Annotated in this window: 23 protein-coding genes and 2 pseudogenes; 8 read left to right on the top strand and 17 right to left on the bottom strand. The window is 75.3% G+C overall.

All coding sequences use genetic code 11. From position 1 onward, the window contains the following. Positions 1–24: 24 nt before the first annotated feature. From JOE68_RS18920 to JOE68_RS18895, 6 genes and pseudogenes are all read right to left on the bottom strand, one after another. Entirely contained in the window at positions 25–1,188 is a 1,164-nt protein-coding gene (locus JOE68_RS18920) for an acyl-CoA dehydrogenase (RefSeq protein ID WP_204843633.1), read from the bottom strand. 91 nt (positions 1,189–1,279) lie between these two features. Next, positions 1,280–1,768 carry a 5-(carboxyamino)imidazole ribonucleotide mutase gene (gene purE / locus JOE68_RS18915; RefSeq protein ID WP_307819743.1) on the bottom strand — a complete coding sequence of 163 codons (489 nt, stop codon included), beginning with the start codon at positions 1,766–1,768 and terminating at the stop codon, positions 1,280–1,282. Beyond that, positions 1,765–2,952, bottom strand: a complete 1,188-nt coding sequence (locus JOE68_RS18910; protein ID WP_204843632.1) for a 5-(carboxyamino)imidazole ribonucleotide synthase — start codon at positions 2,950–2,952, stop codon at positions 1,765–1,767. The genes purE and JOE68_RS18910 overlap by 4 nt, the downstream gene beginning before the upstream one ends. Before the next feature lie 107 nt (positions 2,953–3,059). Continuing rightward, entirely contained in the window at positions 3,060–4,061 is a 1,002-nt protein-coding gene (locus JOE68_RS18905) for an ABC-2 membrane transporter-related protein (RefSeq protein ID WP_204843631.1), read from the bottom strand. Beyond that, positions 4,058–4,933 (bottom strand): ATP-binding cassette domain-containing protein, encoded by an 876-nt coding sequence (locus JOE68_RS18900; RefSeq protein WP_204843630.1) that lies wholly within the window; start codon positions 4,931–4,933, stop codon positions 4,058–4,060. Before JOE68_RS18900 ends, JOE68_RS18905 begins: the two co-directional genes overlap by 4 nt. 209 nt (positions 4,934–5,142) lie before the next feature. Then, positions 5,143–5,514 (bottom strand): annotated as a pseudogene (locus JOE68_RS18895) (GntR family transcriptional regulator); the annotation flags it as partial. 312 nt (positions 5,515–5,826) lie between these two features. Here JOE68_RS18895 and JOE68_RS18890 point away from each other — a divergent pair. Continuing rightward, on the top strand, positions 5,827–6,306 hold the full coding sequence (locus JOE68_RS18890; protein ID WP_204843629.1) for a ricin-type beta-trefoil lectin domain protein: 480 nt from the start codon (positions 5,827–5,829) through the stop codon (positions 6,304–6,306). Between the two features lie 202 nt (positions 6,307–6,508). Here JOE68_RS18890 and JOE68_RS18885 read toward each other — a convergent pair whose 3' ends face one another. Next, positions 6,509–7,342 (bottom strand): GGDEF domain-containing protein, encoded by an 834-nt coding sequence (locus tag JOE68_RS18885; RefSeq protein ID WP_307819742.1) that lies wholly within the window; start codon positions 7,340–7,342, stop codon positions 6,509–6,511. A gap of 147 nt (positions 7,343–7,489) precedes the next feature. On the opposite strand from JOE68_RS18885, the gene JOE68_RS18880 reads away from it, so the two are divergent. Genes JOE68_RS18880 through JOE68_RS18870 form a run of 3 tightly spaced genes read left to right on the top strand, consistent with a single transcriptional unit; the run spans position 7,490 to position 10,962 of the window. Beyond that, positions 7,490–9,829 carry a sigma-70 family RNA polymerase sigma factor gene (locus JOE68_RS18880; RefSeq protein ID WP_204843628.1) on the top strand — a complete coding sequence of 780 codons (2,340 nt, stop codon included), beginning with the start codon at positions 7,490–7,492 and terminating at the stop codon, positions 9,827–9,829. 36 nt (positions 9,830–9,865) lie between these two features. Then, positions 9,866–10,381 carry a GtrA family protein gene (locus JOE68_RS18875; RefSeq protein ID WP_239564342.1) on the top strand — a complete coding sequence of 172 codons (516 nt, stop codon included), beginning with the start codon at positions 9,866–9,868 and terminating at the stop codon, positions 10,379–10,381. A gap of 59 nt (positions 10,382–10,440) precedes the next feature. Further along, positions 10,441–10,962 (top strand): GtrA family protein, encoded by a 522-nt coding sequence (locus tag JOE68_RS18870; protein WP_204843627.1) that lies wholly within the window; start codon positions 10,441–10,443, stop codon positions 10,960–10,962. 546 nt (positions 10,963–11,508) lie between these two features. On the opposite strand, the gene hisN is transcribed toward JOE68_RS18870, so the two are convergent. Then, entirely contained in the window at positions 11,509–12,276 is a 768-nt protein-coding gene (gene hisN / locus JOE68_RS18865) for a histidinol-phosphatase (protein ID WP_204843626.1), read from the bottom strand. 32 nt (positions 12,277–12,308) lie between these two features. Here hisN and JOE68_RS18860 point away from each other — a divergent pair, with 32 nt between their 5' ends. Both JOE68_RS18860 and JOE68_RS18855 read left to right on the top strand, forming a co-directional pair. Continuing rightward, a complete protein-coding gene (locus JOE68_RS18860; protein WP_204843625.1) occupies positions 12,309–12,980 on the top strand; it encodes a response regulator transcription factor in 672 nt (223 codons plus the stop codon). Beyond that, on the top strand, positions 12,980–14,254 hold the full coding sequence (locus JOE68_RS18855) for a sensor histidine kinase (protein ID WP_204843624.1): 1,275 nt from the start codon (positions 12,980–12,982) through the stop codon (positions 14,252–14,254). The genes JOE68_RS18860 and JOE68_RS18855 overlap by 1 nt, the downstream gene beginning before the upstream one ends. A gap of 247 nt (positions 14,255–14,501) precedes the next feature. Here JOE68_RS18855 and JOE68_RS18850 read toward each other — a convergent pair. The 7 genes and pseudogenes from JOE68_RS18850 to JOE68_RS18820 form a co-directional block, all read right to left on the bottom strand. Continuing rightward, a pseudogene (locus tag JOE68_RS18850) lies at positions 14,502–14,750 on the bottom strand (hypothetical protein); the annotation flags it as partial. Then, a complete protein-coding gene (locus JOE68_RS18845) occupies positions 14,747–17,623 on the bottom strand; it encodes a glycohydrolase toxin TNT-related protein (protein WP_204843623.1) in 2,877 nt (958 codons plus the stop codon). The gene JOE68_RS18845 and the pseudogene JOE68_RS18850, both read right to left, overlap by 4 nt. 17 nt (positions 17,624–17,640) lie before the next feature. Continuing rightward, complete coding sequence (locus JOE68_RS18840; protein WP_204843622.1) at positions 17,641–17,949, bottom strand: WXG100 family type VII secretion target; 309 nt, start codon at positions 17,947–17,949, stop codon at positions 17,641–17,643. Then, positions 17,946–18,404, bottom strand: coding sequence for a YbaB/EbfC family nucleoid-associated protein (locus JOE68_RS18835; RefSeq protein ID WP_204843621.1), 459 nt, complete (start codon positions 18,402–18,404; stop codon positions 17,946–17,948). The genes JOE68_RS18840 and JOE68_RS18835 overlap by 4 nt, the downstream gene beginning before the upstream one ends. 144 nt (positions 18,405–18,548) lie before the next feature. After that, the gene (locus tag JOE68_RS18830) at positions 18,549–19,478 is read right to left on the bottom strand and encodes a hydroxymethylglutaryl-CoA lyase (protein ID WP_204843620.1); all 930 of its coding nucleotides are present in this window, start codon (positions 19,476–19,478) and stop codon (positions 18,549–18,551) included. Further along, on the bottom strand, positions 19,465–19,995 hold the full coding sequence (locus JOE68_RS18825; RefSeq protein ID WP_204843619.1) for a PH domain-containing protein: 531 nt from the start codon (positions 19,993–19,995) through the stop codon (positions 19,465–19,467). Before JOE68_RS18825 ends, JOE68_RS18830 begins: the two co-directional genes overlap by 14 nt. A gap of 33 nt (positions 19,996–20,028) precedes the next feature. After that, positions 20,029–20,811 carry a biotin--[acetyl-CoA-carboxylase] ligase gene (locus tag JOE68_RS18820; protein WP_307819741.1) on the bottom strand — a complete coding sequence of 261 codons (783 nt, stop codon included), beginning with the start codon at positions 20,809–20,811 and terminating at the stop codon, positions 20,029–20,031. A gap of 229 nt (positions 20,812–21,040) precedes the next feature. Here JOE68_RS18820 and JOE68_RS18815 point away from each other — a divergent pair, with 229 nt between their 5' ends. Both JOE68_RS18815 and JOE68_RS18810 read left to right on the top strand, forming a co-directional pair. Continuing rightward, positions 21,041–22,672: an acyl-CoA carboxylase subunit beta gene (locus JOE68_RS18815; RefSeq protein ID WP_204843618.1), complete on the top strand. Its 1,632-nt coding sequence runs from the start codon at positions 21,041–21,043 to the stop codon at positions 22,670–22,672. Next, on the top strand, positions 22,669–22,881 hold the full coding sequence (locus tag JOE68_RS18810) for an acyl-CoA carboxylase epsilon subunit (protein ID WP_204843617.1): 213 nt from the start codon (positions 22,669–22,671) through the stop codon (positions 22,879–22,881). Before JOE68_RS18815 ends, JOE68_RS18810 begins: the two co-directional genes overlap by 4 nt. A gap of 175 nt (positions 22,882–23,056) precedes the next feature. On the opposite strand, the gene JOE68_RS18805 is transcribed toward JOE68_RS18810, so the two are convergent. Beyond that, positions 23,057–23,860: an AAC(3) family N-acetyltransferase gene (locus JOE68_RS18805; RefSeq protein WP_307819740.1), complete on the bottom strand. Its 804-nt coding sequence runs from the start codon at positions 23,858–23,860 to the stop codon at positions 23,057–23,059. A 47-nt stretch (positions 23,861–23,907) separates the two neighbouring features. After that, the gene (locus JOE68_RS18800) at positions 23,908–24,315 is read right to left on the bottom strand and encodes a hypothetical protein (RefSeq protein WP_204843616.1); all 408 of its coding nucleotides are present in this window, start codon (positions 24,313–24,315) and stop codon (positions 23,908–23,910) included. Between the last annotated feature and the right edge of the window lie 46 nt (positions 24,316–24,361).

The following is a 24,361-nucleotide window of genomic DNA, read 5'->3' as shown; positions in this document are numbered from 1 at the left end:
CCGCCGGGCCGGGACCGGGGTCGTTCAGCCGTTGAGCAGGGCGCGGGACATGACCACGCGCTGGATCTGGTTGGTGCCCTCGTAGATCTGGGTGATCTTGGCGTCCCGCATCATGCGCTCCACCGGGAAGTCGCGGGTGTAGCCGGCGCCGCCGAACAGCTGCACGGCGTCCGTGGTCACCTCCATCGCCACGTCCGAGGCGAAGCACTTCGCCGCCGCCGTGATGAACCCGATGTTCGGCTCACCCCGCTCCGCCTTCGCCGCCGCCACGTACACCATGTGCCGGGCCGCCTCGATCTTCATCGCCATGTCCGCCAGCATGAACTGGACGCCCTGGAACTCGGCGACGGCCTTGCCGAACTGCTTGCGGTCCTTGACGTAGGCGACGGCGGCTTCCAGGGCGCCCTGCGCGATGCCCACCGCCTGCGCCCCGATGGTCGGGCGGGTGTGGTCCAGGGTGCGCAGGGCCGTCTTCAGGCCGGTGCCCGGTTCGCCGATGACGCGGTCCGCCGGGATCGTGCAGTTCTCGAAGTGGATCTCCCGCGTCGGCGAGCCCTTGATGCCGAGCTTGCGCTCCTTGGTGCCCACCGTGAAGCCCGGGTCGTCCTTGTGCACCACGAACGCCGAGATGCCCTGGGACCTCTTCGGCGCGTCCGGGTCGGAGACCGCCATCACGGTGTACCAGGTGGACTCGCCGGCGTTGGTGATCCAGGTCTTCGTGCCGTTGAGCACCCAGTGGTCGCCGTCCAGGCGCGCCCGCGTGCGCATCGACGCGGTGTCCGAGCCCGCCTCGCGCTCGGACAGCCCGTAGGACGCCATCGCCTCGCCCGCCGCGACCGACGGCAGCACCAGCCGCTTGAGCTCCTCGGACCCGGCCAGCAGGATCGGCATGGTGCCCAGCTTGTTGACCGCCGGGATCAGCGAGGAGGACGCGCAGGCCCGCGCCACCTCCTCGATCACGATGCACGTGGCCACCGAGTCGGCGCCCTGGCCGTCGTACGCCTCGGGCACGTGCACCGCCGCGAAACCGGACTTGGCCAGCGCGGCGAGCGCTTCGACCGGGAAGCGCTCCTGCTCGTCGACCTCGGCCGCGTGCGGCGCGATCTCCTTGTCGGCGAGCGACCGGACGGCCTCGCGCAGCGCCTCGTGCTCCTCCGCGAGCTGGTAGGTGCCGAAACTCGGGTCCACGTTAAGTTACCTCCCGGTAGGGCCTGCTACCGAGATGTTAGCGCGCGTTCACCGCTTTCACCGCTGTGCCGTGGACAACAGCCCGAACCGACTAGAGCGACGCCCGCAGCGCCTCGTCCTTCGCCAGCACCAGCTGCTCCAACGACGCCTGGAACGCCGCCATCCGCTCCTGCAGCTCCGGGTCCGCCGCGGCCAGGACGCGGACCGCCAGCAGGCCCGCGTTGCGCGCGCCGCCCACCGAGACCGTCGCCACCGGCACGCCCGCCGGCATCTGCACGATCGACAGCAGCGAGTCCAGCCCGTCCAGGTGCTTCAGCGGCACCGGCACGCCGATCACCGGCAGCACGGTCGCCGACGCCACCATCCCCGGCAGGTGCGCCGCGCCGCCCGCGCCGGCGATGACCACCCGCAGCCCGCGCCCGGCCGCCGACGCCGCGTAGTCGAGCATCCGCTGCGGCGTCCGGTGCGCGGACACCACGCTGACCTCGAACGGCACGTCGAACTCGGCCAGCGCCTCGGTGGCGGCCCGCATCACCGGCCAGTCCGAGTCGCTGCCCATGATCACGCCGACTGACGTCACTGCTGCCCTCCGTGGATGTCGTAGCCGTCGAGCCACACGCCGTCGGACAGCCAGTGCGCCGCGAGCCGCGCCCGCTCCCGCACCTGCTCCAGCCGCTCCCCGAGCACCGTCACGTGGCCGATCTTGCGCCCCGGCCGCTCCGCCTTGCCGTACAGGTGCACGTGCGCGTCGGGGAACCGGGCGAACAGGTGGTGCAGCCGCTCGTCCGGCCCCATCGCGGGCGGGTCCGCGGCGCCGAGGACGTTGGCCATCACGACGGCGGGCGCGGCCAGGTCGGTCGCGCCGAGCGGGTAGTCCAGCACGGCCCGCAGGTGCTGCTCGAACTGCGACGTCCGCGCGCCCTCGATGGTCCAGTGGCCGGAGTTGTGCGGGCGCATCGCCAGCTCGTTGACCACGAGCCCGGCGTCGGTCTCGAACAGCTCGACGGCCAGCAGCCCCACGACGCCCAGCTCGGCGGCGACCCGCAGCGCCAGCTCCTGCGCCTCCCGGCCGTCGGTGCCCGGCGCGGGCGCGAGGACCTCGACGCAGATGCCCTCCCGCTGCACGGTCTGCACCACCGGCCACGCGGCGCCCTGGCCGAACGGCGACCGGGCCACCAGCGCGGCCAGCTCCCGCCGCATCGGCACGCACTGCTCGACCATCAGCGGCGTGCCGGCGGCCAGCAGCTCGGGCACCACGCGCTGCGCGCTCTCCGGCGTGTTCAGCATCCACACGCCCCGGCCGTCGTACCCGCCGCGCACGGCCTTGAGCACGCACGGCCACCCGTGCTCCCCGCCGAACCGCAGCGCGTCCGCCACCCCGAGCACCTCGGCGAACGGCGGCACCGGCAGGCCCAGGGCGGCCAGCTTCACCCGCATGACCAGCTTGTCCTGCGCGTGCTCCAGCGCCGCGGGCCCGGGGTGGACCTTCGCGCCGTCGGCGACCAGGGCCTTCAGGTGCTCCTGCGGCACGTGCTCGTGGTCGAACGTCAGCACGTCGCAACCCTTGGCGAAGGCCCGCAGCGCGTCCAGGTCGGTGTGCTTGCCCAGCTCGACGTCCCGCGCGACGAGGGCGGCGGGGTCGGAGCCCGACTCGGCGAGCACGCGCAGCGACTGGCCGAGCGGGATGGCCGCCTGGTGCGTCATGCGGGCGAGTTGGCCGCCGCCGATCATGCCGACGACCGGGAGACGAGTTCGGGAGTCCACGGGGAGCGGATCCTACCTGGTAAAACAGGGAGGCCCCGCACGCCCCCGAAGCGCGCGGGACCCCCCTCGGCCAGGGCCGGCCGCCGCGGCGGCGACCCCCGGTCCGGTCACGTCCGGCGCGTCCGGCGCAGCCACGTGAAGGCCAGTGCGAGCAGCCCGGCCGCCAGCAGCGCGAACACCCCGAACTCGATCAGCTGGAACGCCGCCACGCGCTCGACGGGCTGGTAGTCGATGAACTTGTCGACCACACCGTTGTCCCGCAGGCACTGCTCGAAATCGCCCCGGGAGTCGATGGACTGGACACCGGCGGTCGGAGCCTCCAGGCAAGCGCGGGGGAACTCGATCTCGTTGCCCGCGGCGTCCAGGTAGCCCGACATGACGTACATGTGCAGGTCCTGGGGCCCGAGCGTGTAGGACGCGCTGTACGGCTGGACCTCGCGCAGCGGCGTTTGGTAGTACGGCCGCCAGAGCTTCGCCACCGCGACCCGCGCCGCGATGAACGCCCCGAGCGCGAGGCCCATCGAGAGCACGGTCCGCCGGGTGATCGCGCTGGTCACCAAGCCGAGCGCGAAGCCGAACGCCGCGTACCCGACCTGCACCAGCGGCACCGACTCGAACGGCTCGTCGCGGAACGGGGGGAACACCGGGTAGTCCCCGGAGACCGAGTTGAGCGCGTGCTGCGCGGTCACCAGCGCCGACCCGAGCGCCGCCGCCAGGCCGACCGCCGGCACGCCGAGCAGCACGACCTTGCCCGCCAGCCAGCGGACCGGGGTGATGTCCTGCGTCCACACCACGACGGTGGTCTTCTGCTCGTACTCCCGCGACAGCAGCGGGGCGGCCCAGAACACCGCTACGAGGCCGCCGAACCCGGTGGCGGCGATCGTGGCCATCCTGATCGCCCCGGTGAAGTCGCCGAGGACCGGGATGTCGTGGTGGGGGTTGCCGGTCGCGTTGACGACCCACGTCACCACCAGGCAGAGCAGCGCCACCAGGGCGACCGCCCCGGCCAGTGCCACGAGCTGCCAGCGGTGCTGGCGCCAGGTCAGCCAGGCCAGGTCGCCCCAGCCGACCCTGGTCCGCTGCCGCGCCGGGGTCGAGGTGACGGTCATGCGCCGAGTCCCTTCCGGGTTGCCGCCAGCTGGGCGAGCACGTAGTCCTCCAACGTCACGGGCCGCTCGGTCCACGGGCCCGCGACCACCGGCCGGTCCCGCCCCTCGGGCAGCTCGACCAGGAACGTCGACTGGCCGCCCCGGTGCCGCGCCTCCACGACCTCGCCGACCACCGGCGGCGCCTCCGCGGCCGGGCCGACGTAGGTCACGTGCCGGGCCAGCAGGTCGTCCAGGTCGCCGCCCGCCAGCAGCCGGCCGTGCGCGAGCAGCAGCAGGTAGTCCGCCACGCCGCCCAGCTCCGCCACGACGTGCGTGGACAGCAGCACGGTCATGCCGGTCTCCGCGACCTCGCCGAGCAGCTCGGCGGTGACCTCGCGGCGGGCCAGCGGGTCCAGGTTGGCCAGCGGCTCGTCCAGCATCAGCACGGCCGGCCGGGACCCGATCGCCAGCGCGAAGGCCACCTGCGCCTGCTGGCCGCCGGACAGCTTGCCGCACGCCCGGTCGAGCGGGACCTCGAACCGCTCCAGCCAGCGCACCGCCCGCGCCCGGTCCCACACCACGTTGAGGTGGGCGCCCAGGCGCAGCACGTCCTCGGCGGTGAAGTTCCGGTAGACCGGCTTGTCCTGGGACACGAACGCGACCCGGCCGACGGCGGCGGCCGAGCCCTCGTCGGCGTCGAGCAGGCCCGCGAGCACGCTCATCAGCGTGGTCTTGCCCGCGCCGTTCGCGCCGACCAGCGCGGCGACCCGCCCGGCGGGCAGGTCGAACGTGCACTCCCGCAGCGCCCACTTCGCGCGGTACCGCTTGCCCAGGCCCTGCGCGCGCACCGCGGCGGCAGCCGTGCCCACGGGCTCCACGACGGTAGTGGCCATCAGACCGCCACCCCTTCTCCCTCGGTCGTCTCCCCGCCGGCCCCGCCGACGGCTGTGCTCCCACCGGCCGCGCCCGCGGCCCTGTCCTCGCCGGTCCCACTGCCGGCCCTGCCCCTGCCGGTCCCACCGGTGGCCGTGCCCCCGCCGGTCCCACCGGCCGCGCCCCCGCCGGCCGCCCCCGCGGCCGTGCCCCCGCCGGGCTCCCCGCTCCCGTCCGCCGACAGCACGGACCGCACCAGCGCCTCGACGTCCTCCTCGTCCAGCCCCGCCTCCCGCGCCTCCCGCACCCACACGGCGAGCCGGGCCCGCAGCGCGGCCATCACCTCCGGGTCGACCGAGCCGAGCCCGGCCTTCACGAACGTGCCCGAGCCCTGGCGCGCCTCGACCAGGCCGGACAGCTCCAGCTCCCGGTAAGCCTTGAGCACGGTGTTGGCGTTGACGCCGCTGCCCGCGACCACGTCGCGCACGGTCGGCAGCCGGTCCCCCGGCGCCAGCCACCCCAGCCGCAGCGCCTCCCGGACCTGCCGCACGAGTTGGAGGTACGCGGGGAGGCCGCTGGACCGGTCGATGCGGAACTCCACCGCCGCCTCCAAGTGTTCTACTCAACTAAGACACTGGAACAAACTGCCGGCGCGTCCGGGGGTTGTCAAGCCGCGGCCCCGCCCGCACGCGCCGTGCACCCCACCTGCCCGTCGCGGGCGACCTCGTCGCCCGGACCGCGCCACGCCCGGTGGACGGGGCGCCGCCACTTCCCGGTTCCGTGACGGGCGCGGCGCCAACTTCGACCTGGCCGGGTCATCAATGGCCACCTTGGTTGTCCCCGGCGCGCACCTTTCCCGCCCGGTGCTTCTACTCGACGGTGCACGTGAACACCCGCACCGGAAGGAAAACGGATGAAGTTCGGACGGATTCTCGCCGCCGTCGCCGTGGCCGGCTCGGCGTTGCTCGCCGCACCGGCCGTCAACGCCGACCCGCTCGTCGCCCAGCAGCAGTGGAAGATCGAAAGCCTCACCCGGTCAAGCGACGTGTGGGACCAGTCCAACTGGGCCTGGGACCCCAATTTCCCGGTCGTCGCCCACGAGTCCCACGAAGGTGCGAACCAGAAGTGGTACATCTCCGACGACGGCACCATCAAGAGCGTGGAGTACGGGTGGTGCGTGACCGCGATCGACGGCAAGCTCGCCGGCCGTCCCTGCGGTGAGTTCGACAACCAGAAGTGGAAGGGCGAACCCCACGACGGCTACCACAACTGGCAGTTCAGGTTGGAGGGCAGCAACCGTTGTGTCACCCACAACGGCGAGTTCAAGGAACTGATCCTCACGGGGTGCGAAGACGTGCGGCGCGACCAGCGCTGGATCATCAGCAAGGCGTAGCCGGAAGCGCGTCGGCCGGCACGTCCCGGCCGACGCGCCACGCCCGACCCACGCCCACCGGTACGACCACGACGCGACCGCCGCCGACAGGCCGCGCGTCCCCGTGGCGCACCCGCGGGCAGCACGAGACCCGCGACGCCAGGGGCGCGTCGCGGGTCTCGTGGGGAAGGGGCGATCGACCGGCAGGGCGCCGGACAGGGGGTCAGCGCCCGGGATCGGCGATCAGCCCGACGGCTTCCGAGCAGGTGGCCGGCAGTTCCCGCACCCGGACGCGCACCGGGCCGGTCGGCGCCACGTGCGGGTCGACGGCGAGCCGGTCGGCGGTCAGCGCGCGCAGGTCGCGCAGCAACCGCGGCAGCCGGTCGTCCCGCTTGAGCAGCACCGCGGCCACCGACGGGCCCACCGACGCCAGCGTCTGCCCCGAGTCGAAGACCTCGCGCAGCGCGTCCGCCAGCAGCGTCATCGCGACCACCCGCGACCAGCCGGAGGTCCGCTCCAGGTCCAGCGCCGCCAGGACCAGCACGTGCTCCTGCCGCCCGGCGGCCCGCGCCTCGGCGTACACCTCGCCCAGCCGGGTCCGCAGGTAGGCCGCGGTCGCCAGGCCGGTGAGCGGGTTGTCCGCGGCGCAGTCCACCGCCTGCCTGCCCACCACGTCGCCCCAGCCCAGCGCGGTCACCCGCAGCGCCCGCGCCGGGACCGCGTCGACGTCGGGCGAGACGATCCCGGTCGAGCCCGGCGGCTCGGCCAGCACCGCCTGCAGCGCGGCGAGGTCCAGCAGCGTCTCCGCCAACCCCGTGCCCGCCTCGGCCCGCGCGCCGCCCAGCCGGTAGAGCGCCTCGTCGTGGTCGGCGGCGGCGAGCACCGCCGCGCACACCGCGTCCACCTCGGCCAGCGGCCACTCCGCCGGGAACGGCCACCCCGCCGCCAGGCTCGCCGTCCGCCACCGCGACCTCAGCGCCCGCGCCGCCCCCGCGGCGGCGCGCCGCGCCGCCGCCGGGTTGCCCGCGCCGCCCGCAGCTGCCTCCCGAACACCCACCCGGATGCCTCCCTCGACGTGTGGTCCCGGGTACGGGACGTCGCCGCGGTTGATCCATGACGGCGGTTCGCGGCACCGGTCGGGGGGTTCCGGGTGACGGTCCGCCACCGGGTAGGCCACACTGGGCCCGCGAGGAGGGGAAAACACGTGGCGACCGTTCCTGCTGGAGTCCGGGGACCGAGCGACGCGGAGCTGATCGAGTCCGTGCGCGGCGGGGCGATCGAGGCTTACGGGCAGCTCTACGAGCGCCACGTGGGAGCGGCCTACAACCTGGCCCGCCAGCTCGCCCGCTCGCCCGCCGAGGCCGACGACCTGGTGTCCGACGCGTTCGCCAAGGTGCTCGACGCGCTGCGGGCGGGCCGCGGCCCGGACTCGGCCTTCCGCGCCTACCTGCTCACCGCGCTGCGCCACACCGCCTACGACAAGACCAGGCGGGACCGGAAGGTCGACCTCGCCGACGACGTCACCGCCGTCGCCGGCGCCGAGGCGACCTCCGTGCCGTTCCGGGACACCGCGCTGGCCGGGCTGGAGCGCTCGCTGGCCGCGAAGGCGTTCGCCCGGCTGCCCGAGCGCTGGCAGACCGTGCTGTGGCACACCGAGATCGAGGGCCAGTCGCCCGCCGAGGTCGCACCGCTGCTGGGCCTGACCGCGAACGGCGTGTCCGCGCTGGCCTACCGGGCCCGCGAGGGCCTGCGCCAGGCTTACCTCCAGGTGCACCTGGCCGAGACGACGCCCGAGCGCTGCCGCGCCACCGTCGACCGGCTCGGCGCGTGGACCAGGGGCGGGCTGTCCAAGCGGGAGACCACCCAGGTGGAGGCGCACCTGGACGAGTGCGCCGACTGCCGGGGGCTGGCCGCCGAGCTGGCCGACGTGAACGGCGCGCTGCGCGCGTTCATCGCTCCGCTGGTGCTGGGCCTGGGCGCGAGCGGCTACCTGGCCGCGACGGCGAGCACCGCGAAGGCCGCCACGGCGGTGGCCGCCGGCGCGGGCGCGGGCGGCGTCGCCGACGCGGCGGGCTCCGCGCCCCGGCAGGTCCTGGGCGCGGTGGCCTCGGCGGTGGCGCTGGCGATCGCCGTGGGCATCGGGCTGGCGTCCGGCGGCGACGAGCCGGGGGTGCCCGCCGCGCACACCGCCCCGGAGCCCGTGCCGACCGCGACGCCGGCGCCGCAGCCCCCGACGGCCCCCCTGCCGCCACCGCCCACCCAGGACCCGCCCGCGCAGGACCCCCCGGTCCAGGACCCGCCTGCGCAGGACCCGCCCGTCCAGGACCCGACCACCGCGCCGCCGGCCGGAGAGCCGGCGCCGGGACCGACGCCCGCGCCACCACCCGAGCCCGCCCCGGAACCGGAACCCGAACCGGAACCGGAGCCACCGCCGCCCGCGCCCCCCGTGCTCGTGCCGACGGTGCCCAGCGACTTCACGCTGACGCCGGGCTCCCCCGCCGTGGCGCTGCCGATCACCGTGCGCAACACCGGCGGCACGGCCGCGCCGCCCGCCAGCACGACCCTGGCGCTGCCGCCGGACGTGCGGTCGGTGGGTCCGGGCGCGTCGCTGACCGGCGCCCCGCTCGTGCGGCTGGACGGAGCGGCCGACCAGACCGTGCAGTGCCCGGCCGGCTCGGGCGCGATCACCTGCGCCACCGCCGAGCCCATCGCACCCGGCGGGACCGCCACGTTCGTGTTCCGGCTGAGCGCCGGGCACGACGCGGTCGGCGGGCTGATCAGCGGCACCGTCACCGCGGGCGCGTCGATCTCGGTGGACGTCGAGGTCGCCGTCACCATCCGACCCGCGGACGACGACCTGGACCTCCGGGTCCGCACGTGGCAGCACGGGTTCTGGGAGCCGCGCTTCGACGTGAAGGCCACCAACACCGGGGGCCGGCCCGGGACGCTCAAGCTCGTCGTGCAGTCCGACCACCACACCGGGCTCGTCGCCCTGCGGCCGGACTGCAAGCGGTCGCCGCACCGGATCGTGTGCGAGCGACCGCTGGAGCGCGGCGAGTCGTTCCGGCTGTCGGTGTGGGCGTTCGGCCTGCCGTTCCGGGACGGCAGCATCACCGTCACCGCGACCCTCGGCACGGCGTCCAGGACCGTCGAGGTGCCCGTGCACGCCCACCCGGGCGACGGGCAGCCCCCGGAGTGGCCCGGTGAGGGCGAGGAGCCCGGCCGGACGCCCACCGCGCCACCGACGGCGACCACGCCGACGACCGCGCCGACGACCGCGCCCGCGCCCACCGGGACGACGACGCCGTTACCCCCGCCGCCCTCCGACGAGCCGCCGGTGACGACCGCGCCGCCGACCACCGAGCCGCCGACCACGCGGCCACCCGCTCCGGAGCCCCCGGTCACCGAACCGCCGGTCACCGAGCCACCGGCCACCACCCCGCCGCCCACGCGCACCGAGCCCCCCTGCCTGCCCGTGCCGCCCTGGCTGCCGCCGGGCCTGCGCGATCTGCTCCCGCCGGGCACCTGCCCGACCCCTTGGTGATCGACGCCGGCCGCGCGCCGGTAAGGTGGACCGGTGCTGCCAGTCGTGCGCAGGATCTTCGGCCACCTCCCGGAGCCGGTGCGCTTCCTGATCAACAAGTATCGGGAGCTGATCAGGTTCGCGGTGGTCGGCGGAACGACGTTCGTCATCGACAACGGCATCTGGTACGCCCTGAAGCTGACCGTCCTCCAGGACAAGGTCGTCACGGCCAAGGCCATCGCCGTGCTGGTGGCCGTGATCGCGTCCTACGTGCTCAGCCGCGAGTGGTCCTTCCACACCAGGGGCGGGCGTGAGCGGCACCACGAGGCGGCGCTGTTCTTCCTCGTCAGCGGTGTCGGCATCGGCGTGAACCTGCTGCCGCTGTACGCGTCGCGGCACGTGCTGGACATGCACAGCGAGGTCGCCGACTTCATCAGCGGCTCGATCATCGGGATGCTGCTCGCCACCGCGTTCAAGTACTGGGCGATGCGCAAGTTCGTGTTCCCGGAGGCCGACGCGCGGCCGTCCGTCCGCCCGCTGCGGACCGTGTCCGAGCAGCGCGACGTGGCCTGAGCCACGGTCCCGAAGTCTTCTGAACTGCGCTTTCACCCGTTCTCCGTACACTCGACCGAGTGTCCGTAGTCGAGAGTGTCGTCCGCCGCCTGCCCGAACCGCTGCGCTCGCTGGCCCTGCGGAACAGAGAGCTGGTCAAGTTCGCGGTCGTCGGCGGCACCTGCTTCGTGATCGACACGGCCATCTTCCTGGTCCTGAAGACGACCATCCTCGCGGACAAGCCGGTGACGGCGAAGGTCGTGGCGACCCTGGTCGCCACCATCGTGTCCTACGTGCTCAACCGCGAGTGGTCCTTCCGCACCCGCGGTGGACGGGAACGCCACCACGAGGCCGCGCTGTTCTTCCTGGTCAACGGCGTGGGCATCGGCCTGAACTCACTGCCGCTCGGCGTCTCGCGCTACCTGCTCCACCTCCAGGAACCCCACGTGAGCCGACTTGCGGAGGAAATCGCGGACTTCACCAGCGCCCAGATCGTCGGCACACTGGTGGCCATGGCGTTCCGGTGGTACGGGTACAAGAAGTGGGTCTTCCCGGAAGCCGACGCCCGCCCCCGCCCGAAGCGCTCCTACGACCAGCCCTGAACTCTCAGCTCAAGGGCTCTCGGCACGCCCCGTGCAGACCGGTGGCCTCGTGTTCTCCCCGTATGGCCTGCCCGGAGGGCTACCATGCTTTCTTGGGGGGTGCAAGCACGCTTTTCGCTTGCACCCCCCAAGAAAGCATGGTTGTCTTTGACAGGTCATGCGGGGAGAACACGACCGCTGTTTCTTTTCATTCTCCTTGGCGGCCTGCCTGTCCGGCGAGGACTCTTTTAATCTTTTCAGCCTTGGGCGGTACAGCACCCAATCTCACCTGGATCGGTGCGCGATCTTGGTAAGAAAAGCGGCCGGGAGGCCCCCAAGGAGAAGGAAAGTGCGTCGTGTTCTCCCCGCACGGCCTGCCGGAGGCAATCATCTTTGTCGGGGGGTGTCAAGCGAAGAGCGTGCTTGACACCCCCCGACAAAGATGATTGGGCTGCGCCCAGGCCGTACGGGGAGAACACGAGGCACACGGCTGCGCTGAAGCGCCGCCGCGCCGAGCGCGGCATGCTGGAGCTGAAGCGCTGCTGCGCGGAGCGCAGCGGGCGGCGGTCAAGGGCGGCGGATCAGTTCCAGGGCCGGGTCGTGCAGGTGGCCGTTGGTGGACAGGGCGTCCCCCCCGTCGAACCGCTCCGCCCCGGTCAGGTCGCTGAACCGCCCGCCGGCCTCCCGCACGAGCACCTGGAACGGCGCGACGTCCCACGGGTTCACGATCGCCTCGGCGGCCACGTCGATCGCGCCCTCGGCGACCAGGCAGTGCTGCCAGAAGTCACCGAAGGCCCGGTTCTCCCAGCACGCGTCCACCAGCCGGAGGTAGGACTCGCGCGAGTGGTGCTCCACCCACGACCCGAGGTGCGTGGTCGACAGGTAGGCGTCGGACAGGTCGCGGACACCGGACACGGAGATGCGCCGCTCGCCCATCGCGTCGAGCGTGAAGGCGCCCTCGCCCTCGGCGGCCCACCAGCGGCGGCCCAGGGCCGGTGCGCTCACCACGCCGACCCGGGGCGTGCCGTCCACGACGAGCGCGATCAGCGTCGCCCACACCGGCACGCCGCGCAGGAAGTTCTTGGTGCCGTCGATCGGGTCCACGACCCACGTGCGGCCCTCCGCCACGACGCCACCGCGCTCCTCGCCCGCCACCCCGTCGCCGGTCGGCGCGAGCAGTTCGCGGATCGCGTCCTCGACGGCCACGTCGGCGTCGGTCACGGGGGTGCGGTCGGGTTTGCGCTCCACCACGAGGTCGCGTGCGCGGAACCGGGTGGTGGTGATCGCGTCGGCGGCGTCGGCGAGGCGCAGGGCCAGCGTCAGATCGGTGGACACGCTGGGATCGTGCCACGCCTACGCTGAGTGCCGTGAGCGTGGTCTTGTTGGCAGAGGACGACCCTGCGATCGCGGACCCCCTCTCCCGCGCGTTGCAGCGGGAGGGCTACCAGGTGCAGGTGGTCGGCGACGGCCCCGAAGCGCTGGAGGCCACCGCGCACGGCGGCATCGACCTGCTGGTGCTCGACCTGGGCCTGCCCGGGATGGACGGCCTGGAGGTGTGCCGCCGGCTGCGGGCGGGTGGGCGGGGCATCCCGGTGCTGATGCTCACCGCGCGGTCCGACGAGGTGGACTTCGTCGTGGGGCTCGACGCGGGCGCGGACGACTACGTGGCCAAGCCCTTCCGGCTGGCCGAGCTGATGGCCCGCATCCGGGCGCTGCTGCGCCGCCGCGCGCCCGGCACGCTGGAGGTCAACGGCGTGCGGGTGGACCTCGCCGCGCGGCGCGTCACCGTGGACGGCCAGGAGGTGCAGCTGGCGAACAAGGAGTTCGAGCTGCTGCGGGTGCTCATCCAGCGGGCCGGCCAGGTGGTGCACCGGGACGAGATCCTGTCCGAGGTGTGGAACGACCCGGAGCTGAAGAGCAGCAAGACGCTGGACATGCACATGTCCTGGCTGCGCCGCAAGCTCGGTGACGTCCGCTCGGTGGAGCGCCGCATCGCCACCGTGCGCGGGGTCGGCTTCCGCTTCAACACCGCCGACTGATGCGCAGCCGCATCCTGCGCGCCATCCTGCTGGCCGTCGCCGTCACCGGGTTCGCCCTCGGCATCCCCCTCGGGTACACCGCGCTGCGGCTGGTGGACGACGGCGCGCGCGGCGACCTCACGGTCCGGGCGCAGCGGATCGCGGCGTCCATCGACGACCAGATCGCGTCCGGTCAGCCGATCAGCCTGGAGCCGGTGGAGGTCGGCGTGCCGGAGGGCGGCCACCTGGTCGTCACCTCGGCCGGGGGGCGGCAGGAGCTGGGCCGGACGCCCGGCGGGGGCGCGCTGAGCGTCGAGGTGCCGATCGCGCAGCAGGGCACCGTGCGGCTGGAGGTGTCGTCCGGGCCGATGCGGACGTCCCAGTACCAGGTCGCGGCGCTGGTGGTGCTGCTGGTGGTGCTGTCGGTCGGCACCGGGACCGTGGTGGCGACCGTGACGGCGCGCAAGCTGGCCGAGCCGCTGCGGCACGTGGCGGTGCGGGCGGCGCGGCTGGGCGCGGGCGACTTCCGGCGCGACGGACGGCGGCACGGGGTGCCCGAGCTGGACCTCGTGGCCGACGCGCTGGACCGGTCGGCCGGCGCGCTGGCGCTGCTCGTGCAGCGCGAGCGGGAGCTGGTCGGCGACGTGTCGCACCAGCTGCGCAGCCGGCTGACCGCGCTGCAGCTGCGGCTGGAGGCGCTGGCCGAGCACCCGGAGCCGGAGGCGGCGGCCGAGGCGCGCGCGGCGCTGGAGCAGGCGGAACGGCTCGCCGGGGTGCTCAACGAGCTGCTCGCGGCGGCGCGGGCGGCGCGGGCGGTGGGCGCGGAGCCGCTGGACCTGGCCGCGGAGCTGACCGCGATCGCCGAGGAGTGGCGGGAGCCGCTGCGCAGCGTCGGGCGGGCGCTGCGGGTGCGGGTGCCGGAGGGGCTGCTGGCCCGCGCGACGCCCGCGCGGCTGCGCGAGGCGATCGGCGTGCTGCTGGACAACGCGCTGCGGCACGGCGAGGGCCAGGTCGTGGTGTCGGCGCGCAGTGACGAGGGGACGGTCGTCGTGGAGGTCGCCGACGGGGGCGCCGGCGTGCCGGACGAGCTGGCCGGGCACGTGTTCGAGCGCGGCGTGTCCGGCGGCGGGTCGACCGGTGTGGGCTTGGCGCTGGCGCGCGCGCTGGTGGACGCCGACGGCGGGCGGCTGGAGCTGTCCACCGCGCGGCCCGCGACGTTCGCCGTCTACCTGCCGGTGCCCAAGGCCGACGACGTGGTGAACGTGACCTGGCGGACGGACCTCACGCCCCGGTAGGCGCGCCCGCCGCGGGCTCGCCGCCCTCGGGTCGCGCGGGCGCCGGGGAGGGCTGCTGCGGGGTTCCGGCGGGTACCCGGGCCGTCGGGGCCTGCGACGCCGGGAGCCGGGTCGCGAGGTCCTGCAGCGCCGGGGTCTCGGGCGCCGGGGTCTCGGGCGCCGGGGCCTCGGGCGCCGGGGCCTGCGGTGCCCGGCCCTGCGGCGCCGGGGCCTCGGGCATCGGGTTCTCGGGCGCCGGGGCCGGTTGGGGCAGCAGGCCGACCGCGCCGCGCACCACCTGCGACCACACCAGCCTGCCGAACAGGTAGTGGCAGGCGACGTCCTCGCTGGTGAACCGGGCCCAGTCGTACCGGTTGCCCTGCTCGCGCCAGAACACCTCGAAGCCCTCGCCGTCGGCCACCAGGCACCAGGCGTTGTCCGCCTCCGCCCCGACCGACACCACCTCGGCGGGCACCCCGACGGCCAGCAGCCAGCCCTGGACCGACTCGGCATTCATCGGCTCTCCTCCAAGTACCCCAGCGCGACCAGCTCGGCGACCGGGTGGGTGGCGCGGTACCGGACGCCGCCGCCGGCCTGGCCGAACCACTCGGCGGACAACGTGAACCAGACCGGCAGCTCCCGCACGACGCGGTAGCGGTGGTACCCGGCCGCCAACGCCGCCGGCGGCAGCGACCGGTGGGCGAACGGCGTGCCGGCCTCGGACAGGACCCGGCCCTCGGGGCTGCCGAACCGGTCCAGCTCGACCCCGACCGCGAGCACGCCGGGCTGCCCCGCCTCGTACCCGCCCTCGGGGAACAGCTCGGCCGGCGGCCACGCGTACTCCGGCGGGTCCGGCCGGACCAGGAACCGCCGGTCCCAGTCCCGCTCGTGCATCCCGGCCTGCGGGTCGTAGCCGTCGGTCAGCGCCGGGTCGGGCTCGGTCGCGGGGCCCGGCCGGGACCCCGGGCGCTCCCGCGCGGAGTCGTCGACCAGGTGCCCGTCCGGGTGGCCCTGCGGCTCGAACCTCAGGCCCGGCGCGAAGTCCTGCTCCTCGGGCGGCGGGGGCAGCTGCCGGGCGGGCGCGGCCTGCGCCGGCGGCAGCACCCCGCCGGGGAACACGTGCAGGAGGAACAGCGCGGTCGCCTCGTCGGCCGGCCGGGCGTCGCGCGCGGCGCGCTGCGGCGGTCCGACGAGTTCGGTGGGGACGACCGACGACCCCGACCCGGTCCCGAGGACCCCGGACAGGGAGCCGAACCCCGCGCCGCCGACCGGCGGGAAGCCCTGCCCCGCCGGCGCCCCGGGCGCGAAGCCGTGGCCGGCAGGCGCTCCGGGCGCGAAGCCGTGGCCCGGCGCGGTCCCGGCGGGGAAGCCCTGGTTCGCCCCGCCGCGCACCACCGCGTCGCGCCCGGCCGTGAGCGGGAGGACCGCGAAGCCCAGGCCGACGTCCTCGCGCGGCTCGGGCTTCGCCTCGGGGCGGGTGTCCTTCGCGGACTGCGCCGCGTCCTTGGCGGGCGCGCCCTGGCCGGCGTCCTTGCCCTGACCGCCCTGGTTGCCCTGGTTTGCCTGGTTGCCCTGGCCGCTCTGACCGCCGGGCACCTGACCGGGTTCCTTGACCGGCGCCTGGCCGACCGGTGCGCCGCGCTGCTCCGCACGCTGGCCGCCGGCCTGCTGGGACGCCTGCTGCCCGGCCTGCTGGCCCGCCTGGGCCTGCTGCCCGGCCTGCCCCTGCGCCGCGCCCACCTGCGACTGGACCGCAGCGGACCCGCCGGCCACCGCGCCACCCGCAGCCGCGCCACCGCCGGCCGGGCCACCGGCGGCACCACCGCCGACGCCACCGCCGACGCCACCGCCGACCGGTCCGGACGGCGCACCGCCGCCGGGGCCGCCGAAGCCGGGGGCCTGCGGGGCGTTCGCACCCGGCGCGGGCGGGGCCGGCTGCTGGGCGGCGGGCGCGTGCGCGTCCACCGGCAGCACCGGCCGGTCCAGGAGCGCCGCCGCCGAGGCCGTCACGGTGTCCGCGCTCCGGCCCACCGGGTCGACGACCGGTCCGACGCCGATCGGCGCGTCACCGACGACCGGCGCGACCACCCGGTCGACCAGGCCCGGCACGACGCCGTGGCCCGGCGCGTTGCCCTGCCCCGACCCACCGCCGTGACCATGGCCGCCGCCGCTCCCGTGCCCGAAACCGCTGCCACCGCCGCCGTTGTTGCCACCGCCGCCGTTGCCGTGCCCGAAGCCACCGCCGCCGTTGCCACCGCCACCGTTGCCGCCGCCGCCGTTGCCACCGCCGTTGCCGTCACGTCCGGGGACGAAGGTGTCCGCCACGCCTTCCGCGGTCCGGCCGACCGCGCCGACCGCGCCGTCCACTACGCCGCCGACCGTGTCGAGCACGGGCGCGGCCACCCCGCCGACCGTGTCGGTCACGCCGCCGACCACGGCGCCCAGCAGGCCGCCGCCGTGACCGCCCGGCCGACCACCCTGGTCGCCACCGCCCGACTGGTCACCGCCGGGACCACCCGGCTGACCGCCGAGCAGGTCGCCCAGCAGACCGCCGCCCTGGCCGCCACCGGGTCGACCACCGCCGGCCTGGCCTTCACCGACCTCGCCGCTGTCGGACCGACCGTCGCCCGGCTGCCCGTCGCCGGCCTGGCCCTCACCGAGCCGGCCTTCACCGAGTTGACCTTCACCGAGCTGACCGTCGCCCGGCCGGCCGCCGAGCAGGTCCCCGACCAGGCCGCCCGGCCCACCGCCCAGCAGGTCGCCCAGCAGACCGCCCCGATCGGGACCCCGGCCGCTCCCCTGCCCCGGACCGTCGCCGGGAACGCCACCGGGCGCACCGTCGTGCAAGCCGGGGTTCGCGTCGACCGGGCGCCCGCCGACGCCGATCAGCACGCCCGAGTCCAGGCGGATCGCGTCCGCCAGCGTGGCGGTGAGGTGGCCGGCGTTGGCGGCGGCCCCCCGCACCAGGGCGTCCAGGCCGAGCAGCGCGGTCGGGTTGCCGGCCGCCGCCGCCCGGTCGGCCGCGGCGCTGTTCCTGGCCAGGTCGACCAGTTCCCGCACCAGCTCGACCTTCGCCGCGCCCACCTGCCGGGCGGCGTGGTCGAGCCGGTCGGCGGCGGCGTTGCAGCCCCGGACCGCCAGGTCGAACCGGCCGTCGGGCGCGGTGAAGCCGTCCCAGTGGCGGCGGGCCGCGTCGGCCGCCTCGCCGGACATCGCGCCCAGCGCCCGGTGCGCCGAGCCGTCGGCCTCGCCGGCCAGCGCGGCGAGCCGGGCGCCCGCGTCCCGCCACGCGGCGGCCGACGCGCGCAGCTTGTCCTCGTCGGCCTGCGGCCAGGTGACGCCCGCCTTGGCGGCGACCTCGGCGAGTTCGGCCGGCAGCTCGATCCCCATGTCGGTGGTCCCCCGTGTCAGACCGCGTCGAGCGCGGTGCTGTTGCCCTCGTCGACCCGGCGGTAGGTGCGCGCGGTGTCGGCGAACCGCCGCCCGACGCCGCCGAACGCGGGCCCGAGGTCGCCGAGCCCGGTCAGCGCGTCGGCCGCCGGCCGCACGTGGGACGACGCGAAGCTCCGCCCGATCGCGTCGTCGCCCCAGCACGCGCCGAGCGAGCCCAGCGCGCCGTCCAGGTCGCCGAAGACCTTCCCGGCGCGCTCGGCGAACGCGTCGAAGTCGGTCGCGCCGGCGGTGAGCGCGGCGAGGTCCGCCTCGAAACCGGTCATCTCGTCCCCCCGTGCGTCTCGACGTTCAGCCAGTCGCGCTGCTCGAAGTCCTCGTCGTCGTCGACGACCCTCGGCCGGGACCGCCGCGGCGGCGGCGCGATCTCCTCGGGCCGCAGGTCGGCCGTGCCGCGCACGAGGGCCTCCGGGTCGGCGCCGGCGGGCAGGACCGGGCCCAGCACCCGGTAGGTCCGCTCCGCGGCCTCCGCCGCGGCGAGCCGCGCGGTCCGCAGGACCAGCTCGGCCAGCTGCGCCGGCCGCAACCGGTAGGCGGCGTCGGTCAGCTCCAGGCCGGTCAGCACGCCCTGCGCGCCCACCGTCGCGGTCACCGCGCCGTCGGGGCTCGTCGCCGACGCGCTGATGCCCGCCAGGTCGCGCTGCACGTCGGCGAGCTGGTCGCGGCTGCGCCGGTAGTCGGCCAGCAGTTCGTCAACCTGGGCGCGGTGATCGGTCGTCACGGCCACCTCCGGTCTGCGCCGCCGCCGGGCATGGTCGTCGGTCGCGCGTTGGACGTGGCCGCGCGCGGCCCGGTTCCCCCGCGTTCGCGGGAACTTCGCGGAACCGCGCGGACCGCCCCGAGGCCGCCGACCGCGTCCCGCGCGTCAGCCGCGCAGGGCGCGCACCACCCGCGACGGGCTGGGGCGGCCCAGCCGCTCGGCCATCCACGCGCTGGTGTCGCACAACCGGTCCAGGTCGATCCCGTGCGCGATGCCCAGGCCGTCGAGCATCCACACCAGGTCCTCGGTCGCGAGGTTCCCGGTGGCGGACTCCGCGTAGGGGCAGCCGCCCAGGCCGCCGGCCGACGAGTCGACCGTCCGCACGCCCGCCAGCAGCGCCGCGTACGTGTTCGCCAGCGCCTGCCCGTAGGTGTCGTGGAAGTGCACGGCCAGCTGGTCGACCCGGTCGAAGCCCCCGATCAGCGCGGTCACCTGGCCGGGCGTCGCCACGCCGATCGTGTCGCCCAGCGAGAGCTGGTCGCAGCCCAGGTCGAGCAGCCTCCTGCCCACCCCGACGACCTGCTCGCGCGCCACCCGCCCCTGCCACGGGTCGCCGAAGCACATGGACACGTACCCGCGCACCCGCAGCCCCTCGGCGCGCGCCCGCGCGACCACCGGGTCGAACATGGCGAACTGCTCGTCCAGCGACGAGTTCAGGTTCCTGCGCGCGAAGGTCTCCGTGGCGCTGGCGAAGATCGCGACGTGCTCGACGCCCGCCCGCAGCGCCCGGTCCAGGCCGCGCTCGTTGGGCACCAGCACCGGGTACGCGACGCCGGGGCGCCTGGCCAGGCCCGCCAGCAGCTCCTCGGCGTCGGCGAGCTGGGGAACCCACTTGGGGTGCACGAAGCTGGTGGCCTCCAGCACCGTCGCGCCCGCGTCGGCGAGCCGGTCGAGGAACTCCAGCTTCACGCCGACCGGGACGGTCGACGCCTCGTTCTGGAGGCCGTCGCGGGGACCGACCTCCCAGACGGTGACGCTCTCCGGGAGCCCGTCGCCCACGACCCGGTCCGGCAGCCCAACCTCACGCGTGCCCATCTGCGACCCTGTCCTCCGAGCGGAAACCGTCGTCCGGGTTGTCGTTGATCCCGCGGTGCAGCGCGGTGTGCACCCGCTCCACGTCGGGGATGTCGTCGAACTCCAGCGGCTCGTCCGACGCGGACTCCACGACCAGCGTGCCACAGCCCAGGACCCGGTCCAGCAGCGTGAGCCGGAAGCGCACGCTGTCGATCCGGGTCAGCGGGATGTCCAGGCCGGTGCGCCGGAGCACGCCCTCCCGGTACATCACGCGGTCGGTCGTCACGACGAAGTGCGTGGTGCGCCAGCGCAGCGCCGGGACCAGCACCAGCCAGGCCACGGCGACCAGCGCCACGGCGGCGATCACGAGCCGGGCCGTCGACGCCCAGGACAGGTCGGACACCACGACGGCCAGGTAGCCGCCGCCGCCGACCGCGAGCAGGAGCACGAACACCGGCGGCACCAGCACCTTCCAGTGCGGGTGCCGGTGGATCACGACGCGCTCGCCGGAGCCGAGCAGGTCGTCCGGGTAGGCCACGACGGTCCTTTCGCCGAGCGCTGGTGCCGGCCCTCACCGTACCCGGAGGTGCACCACGTCCCCGGCGGAAAGGGTGTGGTCCGCGCCCGCGTCGTCGCGCACGACCAGCGTGCCGTCCGGGCCGACCGACCGCGCGACGCCGGACAGCACGGCGCCGGGCAGCTCCACGCGCACCCGCCGGCCGAGCGTGCCGCAGTGGCGGCGGTACTCGTCCAGCAGCCCGCTGCCCTCCGGGTCGCCGCCGGCCTCGCGCCAGGTCCGCTCCAGCTCCGCCAGCTCGGCCAGCACGGCCACGGCCACCTCCGCGCGGTCCACCGGCCCGCCGGCGTGCTCCTCGAGGCTGGTGGGCGGCAGCCCGCCCGCGCCGGGCTCGACGTCGGGCGGCAGCGCGGCGACGTTGAGCCCGACCCCGACGACCACCGCGTGGTCCGGGCCGATCTCGGCCAGCACGCCGGCCGCCTTCCGGTCGTCGACCAGCAGGTCGTTGGGCCACTTCAGCTCCGCCCGGACCCCGACGCCCGCCGCCGCGCGCACCAGCGCGAGCCCGGCCAGCAGCGTCAGCCACGGCAGGCGCGCGGCGGGCACGCCGGGCGGGCGGAACAGGGCGCTGAAGTACAGCCCCCCGCCGGGCGAGGCCCAGCCGCGCCCGCGCCTGCCCCGGCCCGCCGTCTGCTCCTCGGCGACCAGGACCACGCGGTCCCCGGGCCGCTCGCGCAGGTCGGCGTTGGTCGACCCGGTCGAGGCGACCACGTCGAGCGCGGTGTAACGGCCCGCGAGCCGTTCGCGGAGGGAGGCTGCGTCCAGGCGGGTGCTCACGGGGAGAAGGGTAGGAGCGGCCCGCCCCACGCGCTTCGTCGGAGCGGTGTGGAGGTGGGGCAGGCCGTTCGCCGCCAGTCTGCGACCTCCACCGCGCTGGAGGTCAACCCCCTGCGCCCGCGCGCTCCCCCCGGACGGCCGGGCTGCGGGTCAGCGGTGGTCCGCCGTGCCATGGTGTGGGCTACAACCGGGTCACTTCGTTCCCGGGGCGTCGTTAAGCTGCCTGGCCATGAGCAGTGCGACCGACCCCATCGGCGAGGAGCCGGACGTCCACACCACGGCCGGGAAGCTGGCCGACCTGCACCGCCGCGACGACGAGGCCGTGCACGCCGGTTCCGCGCGGATGGTGGAGAAGCAGCACGCCAAGGGCAAGAAGACCGCTCGCGAGCGGATCGACCTGCTGCTGGACCCGGGCTCGTTCGTGGAGCTGGACGCGCTGGCCCGGCACCGCTCGACCAACTTCGGGCAGGACCGCAACCGGCCCTACGGCGACGGCGTGGTCACCGGCCACGGCACGGTCGACGGCCGCCCGGTGTGCGTGTTCAGCCAGGACGTCACGGTCTTCGGCGGCTCGCTCGGCGAGGTCTACGGCGAGAAGATCGTCAAGGTGATGGACCTGGCGATCAGGACCGGCCGCCCGATCATCGGCATCAACGAGGGCGGCGGCGCGCGCATCCAGGAGGGCGTCGTCTCGCTCGGCCTCTACGGCGAGATCTTCCGCCGCAACGTGGCCGCGTCCGGCGTCGTCCCGCAGATCTCGCTGATCATGGGCGCGACCGCGGGCGGCCACGTGTACTCCCCCGCGCTGACCGACTTCGTGGTCATGGTCGACGGGACCTCGCACATGTTCATCACCGGCCCGGACGTGATCAAGACGGTGACCGGCGAGGACGTCGGCTTCGAGGAGCTGGGCGGCGGCCGGGCGCACAACACCAGGTCCGGCAACGCGCACTACCTCGCGGGCGACGAGGAGGACGCCGTCTCCTACGTCAAGGAGCTGCTGTCCTACCTGCCCGCGAACAACATGTCCGACCCGCCGGTGCTCGACGCCCCCGACGACGTGGTGCACGGTTCGATCGAGGACTCGGTCACCGCCGCGGACCGCGAGCTGGACACCCTGGTCCCGGACTCGGCGAACCAGCCCTACGACATGCACGAGGTCGTCACCCGCGTGCTGGACGAGGGCGAGTTCCTGGAGGTCCAGCCGCTGTTCGCGCCGAACGTCCTGGTCGGCTTCGGCCGGGTGGACGGCCACTCGGTCGGCGTCGTGGCCAACCAGCCCACCCAGTACGCGGGGTGCCTGGACATCGACGCGTCGGAGAAGGCGGCCCGCTTCGTGCGGACGTGCGACGCGTTCAACATCCCGGTCCTGACGTTCGTGGACGTCCCCGGCTTCCTGCCCGGCACCGACCAGGAGTGGAACGGCATCATCCGGCGCGGCGCGAAGCTGATCTACGCCTACGCCGAGGCCACCGTCCCGCTGGTCACGGTGATCACCCGCAAGGCGTACGGCGGCGCGTACGACGTGATGGGCTCGAAGCACCTGGGCGCGGACGTCAACCTGGCGTGGCCGACGGCGCAGATCGCGGTCATGGGCGCGCAGGGCGCGGCGAACATCGTGCACCGCAAGGCGCTGGCGAACGCCGCCGCCGAGGGCGAGGACGTCGAAGCGCTGCGGGCGCGGTTGCAGCAGGAGTACGAGGACACCCTCTGCAACCCCTACGTGGCGGCGGAGCGCGGCTACGTCGACGCGGTCATCCCGCCCTCCCACACGCGGGCGCACGTCGCGCGGGCGCTGTCGCTGCTGCGCGACAAGCGCGAGGTGCTGCCGCCCAAGAAGCACGGGAACATCCCGCTGTGACCGCGGAACCCTTCCTGGAGGTCGTCCGGGGCGCTCCGGACGACGTGGAACTGGCCGCCCTCACGGCGGTGGTGGCGGCCCTGGCGGCGGCCGGCGCGCCTGCCGGGCAGCGCCCGCGCCGCTCGGCGTGGGCCGACCGCGCCCGCCCGGCCCCCGCCGGCCTGCCGCACGGACCGGACGCCTGGCGGTGGTCGGCCCTGCCGCGCTGAGCCCGCGGCGCTGAGCCGGCCTTCGGCGTCGAACCCTCGTCGCACGGTCGGGCGCGGTCCGCCCACCTGCTCGGCCGGTGCCCGGGCGCACCGCCGGCCGCGCCGGCGCGCCGCGACCCGGCCGGGCAAGCCGCCTGCCGGGACGCCCCTGGTGCCCGGCCGCGCAGGCGCCCGTTCAGGCCCGGCCCGGCGGTCGGGCGGGCAGCAGTTGCGCGAGGCGGCGGGCGGCGAAGTCCACGAACGGGCGGATCGGCAGCAGCACGCACCGCGCCCGGCCGACGGTCGCGGGCCGGACACCGGCCGCGCGCTCGAACTCCCGCCCCACCGCCGGGAAGTGCACGCCGTTGTCGTCCCCGACGTCGAGCGCCTCGCACCAGACCCGCCCGCCGGGCGTGACGAGCGGGAACCGCCGCAGCTTCAGGCGCGGGGCCGGGGTCAGGCCCTCGGCGTGGTGCAGGTAGCTGTTGCGGTCGTGCCCGACGCCGACGAGCAGGATCGCGCCGTCGAGGTCGTGGAGGCGGTCGAACGGCGAGCCCGGTCCCAGCGCGAAGGAGAGGGGCTGCTCGGCGGTGATGTCGGCGGCGTGCCGGCCCACGGCGGCGAACGACGCCTGCGGGTGGTCGCTGCGCACCGCGTCGGCCCGGGACCGCAACGCCTCCGGGACGGCGCCCGTCGTGGACGGCAGGTCCGCGTGGAAGGCGGGGACGGCGTCCCGCCGGGCGCGCACCTCCGCGTCGGGGACGCCGACCACCTCGGGCGCCGGGTCCGCCACGTAGGGGGTGAAGGTCGGCACGACGACGGTCCCCTCCGGCCCGACGGCCCGCACGAGGCTGTCGACCACCGCGCCGGCCCCGCCCTCGACCCGGCCCAGGCCGGACAGCGACGAGTGCACGACGACCGACCGGCCCGCGTCGAGCCCGAGCCCCCGCCACCCGCGCACGAGGTCCTCCACACCGGTCACGCCCACTGGGTTCGGCACGAGGCGCAAGTCTCCCGGACGGCGCCGCGGTGGTCGAGACCGGCGGCTCAGCAGTCGACGCGGCGGCTGTTGACCTGCACGCCGTCGCCCAGCACCCGGACCTCGCGGCACCGGACGCCGTCGGGCACGGGGAAGCGCAGGCGCATCCAGACGCCGCCGCCGGGCACCTGGAGGCTCGCCGCCAGGACCTCGACGCCGTCCGCCGCCACCGCCGCCGGCACGCGGGCCGGGTCGCCCTGCGCGCGCACGGCCGCCGCCACGACGTCCATCACCCGGTGCTCGGCCTCCACGGAGCGGTTCGCGAACGGCCAGAAGGGGACTCCGTAGCCGACCGGGTCGCTGGACACCACCCGCGCCACCACCGCCAACAGCAGGGCGACGGGCACGACCAACCACCACCGGCGCCGACCACGAGCCCGGTCGGTCCGGCGGACCACCAGAGCCCAGCGCTGCACACCACCGAGGGTGCCCAAGGGCGTCGGCACGCGCATCGGTAGTTCT

Origin of the sequence: Saccharothrix algeriensis (genome assembly GCF_016907655.1) — a bacterium.
GTDB lineage: Bacteria > Actinomycetota > Actinomycetes > Mycobacteriales > Pseudonocardiaceae > Actinosynnema > Actinosynnema algeriense.
Note: the sequence above shows the minus strand (reverse complement) of the source record. Positions and strands in the feature narration are given on the sequence as shown.